Source organism: Bacteroides sp. RTP31139st1_H2_RTP31139_211217, assembly GCF_040227615.1.
GTDB classification, from domain to species: domain Bacteria; phylum Bacteroidota; class Bacteroidia; order Bacteroidales; family Bacteroidaceae; genus Bacteroides; species Bacteroides uniformis.
Genome location: NZ_JBCNZM010000111.1, coordinates 12,867 through 15,395, shown reverse-complemented (window position 1 = coordinate 15,395; position 2,529 = coordinate 12,867). Strand labels below are relative to the sequence as shown.

The 2,529-nt window shown below is 35.8% G+C and carries 2 protein-coding genes; both read left to right on the top strand.

Annotated features, from left to right (window positions below; all coding sequences use genetic code 11):
• Positions 1–872: 872 nt before the first annotated feature.
• A complete protein-coding gene (locus ABUA47_RS16660; RefSeq protein WP_178286306.1) occupies positions 873–2,102 on the top strand; it encodes an AAA family ATPase in 1,230 nt (409 codons plus the stop codon).
• Positions 2,103–2,106: 4 nt separating this feature from the next.
• On the top strand, positions 2,107–2,529 hold a 423-nt coding region (locus tag ABUA47_RS16655), incomplete at its 3' end, for an RloB family protein (RefSeq protein ID WP_349831787.1).

The following is a 2,529-nucleotide window of genomic DNA, read 5'->3' as shown; positions in this document are numbered from 1 at the left end:
GGATTGTAGCTATCGGACTGCAACGTGTGGATGGACTTAGTGTATCTGATTTTCTTATCCAGGTAGCTCGTATGGAGATAGAAGGGAAAATCACGATGAACGAGGCCCAGGCTATGATTGATGAGCATTACGCACAAAAAGTTGTTTAAATCGACCATTGCAATTGGTGTATTTCTTTCTATGAATTTCAGCAGTTACGACTGCCCAATCAACAAAATAGATTGTATAGTGCCTGGCATTTAAGAGAGACAGTTGCTAATTCTTGTAAATTCGTCAGTTCTGACTGACGAATTAGTTTCAATAGCTGCCACTCCTTTGACGAGGTAATAAGTATCAAATTATGTTTTAACCCCTATTTTTGCAAGCCTGTGGTAAAAAACGGACTTAAATCATAATTGAATATCGATTTAAGCATCTCTACACTTTGTTTGTATGACCAATTCAACGTAGTGTTACTTTTATTGCGTTTTATTCGTTAATCGAATGCTTGCTCTTAATATAACTAGGATTCATGACAACATTTCAAAGGTTTGTAAATCAATTCTTTGGTCTTTAAGATTATTTGAATTATTGAGCTATAACTCGATATTTTTTAGACTTATAGCTCAATAACATTCCATTTTTCTCGTTTGCTGACATTGATTTTGTTCAATAAACACTGTTTGTTCAATGGTATTGAACATGTCTTGATACTGAACATAACAATATCTTTGAAATTTGCAACTTGAACTACGCTGCATGAACGATAACCACTACAAAAATAGGTTATATAGTTAAAAAAAACATTTTTAAAGCACATTTCTTACTCAAAAGTATCCAATTGCGATATTTAGTTGTTATATTTGCAGAAATTCTACAAATAGCCACATAAAATGATATTAAAAATCGAATTTGAAAATTTCTTCTCGATTAGAGATAGAATCAGAATTGACTTTCGTGCAGCTAATATCAACACAACATTAGCTCGTGAATTAAGACACAATATATTGGAGTGGAACGGTATTCCTATTCTAAAATCTGTTGGTCTGTTCGGACCTAATGCATCTGGAAAATCAAACATTCTTAAAGCTATCAATTTTTGTTGTAGAATGATTTTGGATTCACATCTTCATAATGAAGGTGCAATCTTTAACTTCGAACCATTCAAATTTGAAGGATGGCAGAACAAGCCAAGTAAATTCCTGATAGATTTTGTTTGCGAGAATATTGAATATGAATACTCGTTTGAGCTGACCAAGGATCGTATCATTTCAGAAAGTTTATATCATTACCCTGTTGGAAGACGTGCAAAGGTTTTTCTAAGACAACCTGACGGGGAATATAGTTTTGGTACAGGAATTATCACAAAGCCATCCGATGTAGTCTTGAATACAAGCGATAAAAACTTGTTTTTAAGTAGAGCAAGCTCCATGAATAGAGAGTTTGCGCAAAGACTCTATCGTTATTTCATGAATCAATTCCTATTGGGTCTTGTAAATGTCAATGAAATGATGGTTCTTGATAGTTTCAATACATACAAGAAAGTCATCCTCAAGGCTCTTGAGATATGTGATACGGATATTACGGATATTGTAGCCAGAAAAGAACAGATTCCTGCACCTGTTGCTATTCCTGGTCAATCTGAATTGTCCTTCAAACTTATTGATGTTTTGAAGTTCAAGACATATCATCGTAATCAAACTGACGTAATGTTTGATATGGATATGGAGGAATCCAATGGAACAAGAAAACTCTTCCAAATTTTGATTCGCTTGCTTGATGTTGTCAAAAACAGAAAAGGTATCATGATGGATGAGTTCGATATGGGACTCCATACTAGATTAGCGGACTTCATTCTCGACTTAATCCATGCATCAGAAGGAAGTCAGTTACTGTTCTCATCCCATAATACAAATCTTATTGACGTTAAAAGATTGAGAAGAGACCAGATTGTATTTGTCAACAAGTCCGAGGATGGCGCAACAGATGTCTATTCTTTGTATGACTTCAAGGACTTCCGTGAAAACATGGATGCCGAGAAGGGTTATATACAAGGACGATTTGATGCCGTTCCGTATGTTGACTCATCCGTATCAAGTATCAAACAATTGTTAGAAGATTGACTCTATGGCAAGCAAAAGAGAACCTGCACGATCCATGCGGATGCGGAAAATCGCCCTTGTTATCTGTGAGGGCGAAACAGAGGTTGGCTATATCAATCTTTTGAAGACGTGGTACAAGTCACCCATCAGAATCGTTTCACACATAGAAGGGACAAAGATAACGCCATCATTGGTTGAGAAGCGTACAAAAGAACTCAAAATCTCACAATGGGACAAGGTACATACATTCCTCATGTACGATATGGATGTACAAGCCATCAACGAGAAATTGCTTAAGTGTAAAGCGGAAATGCTATTAAGCAATCCTTGTTTTGAAATATGGCTGTTACTACATGCCAAAGACCAAAAGGCTGCTATTGATACAGATGCACTTATCAAAGAACTAAAGAAAAGTGCACCTGTATGGAAAAATTATTCAAAGTCTGCC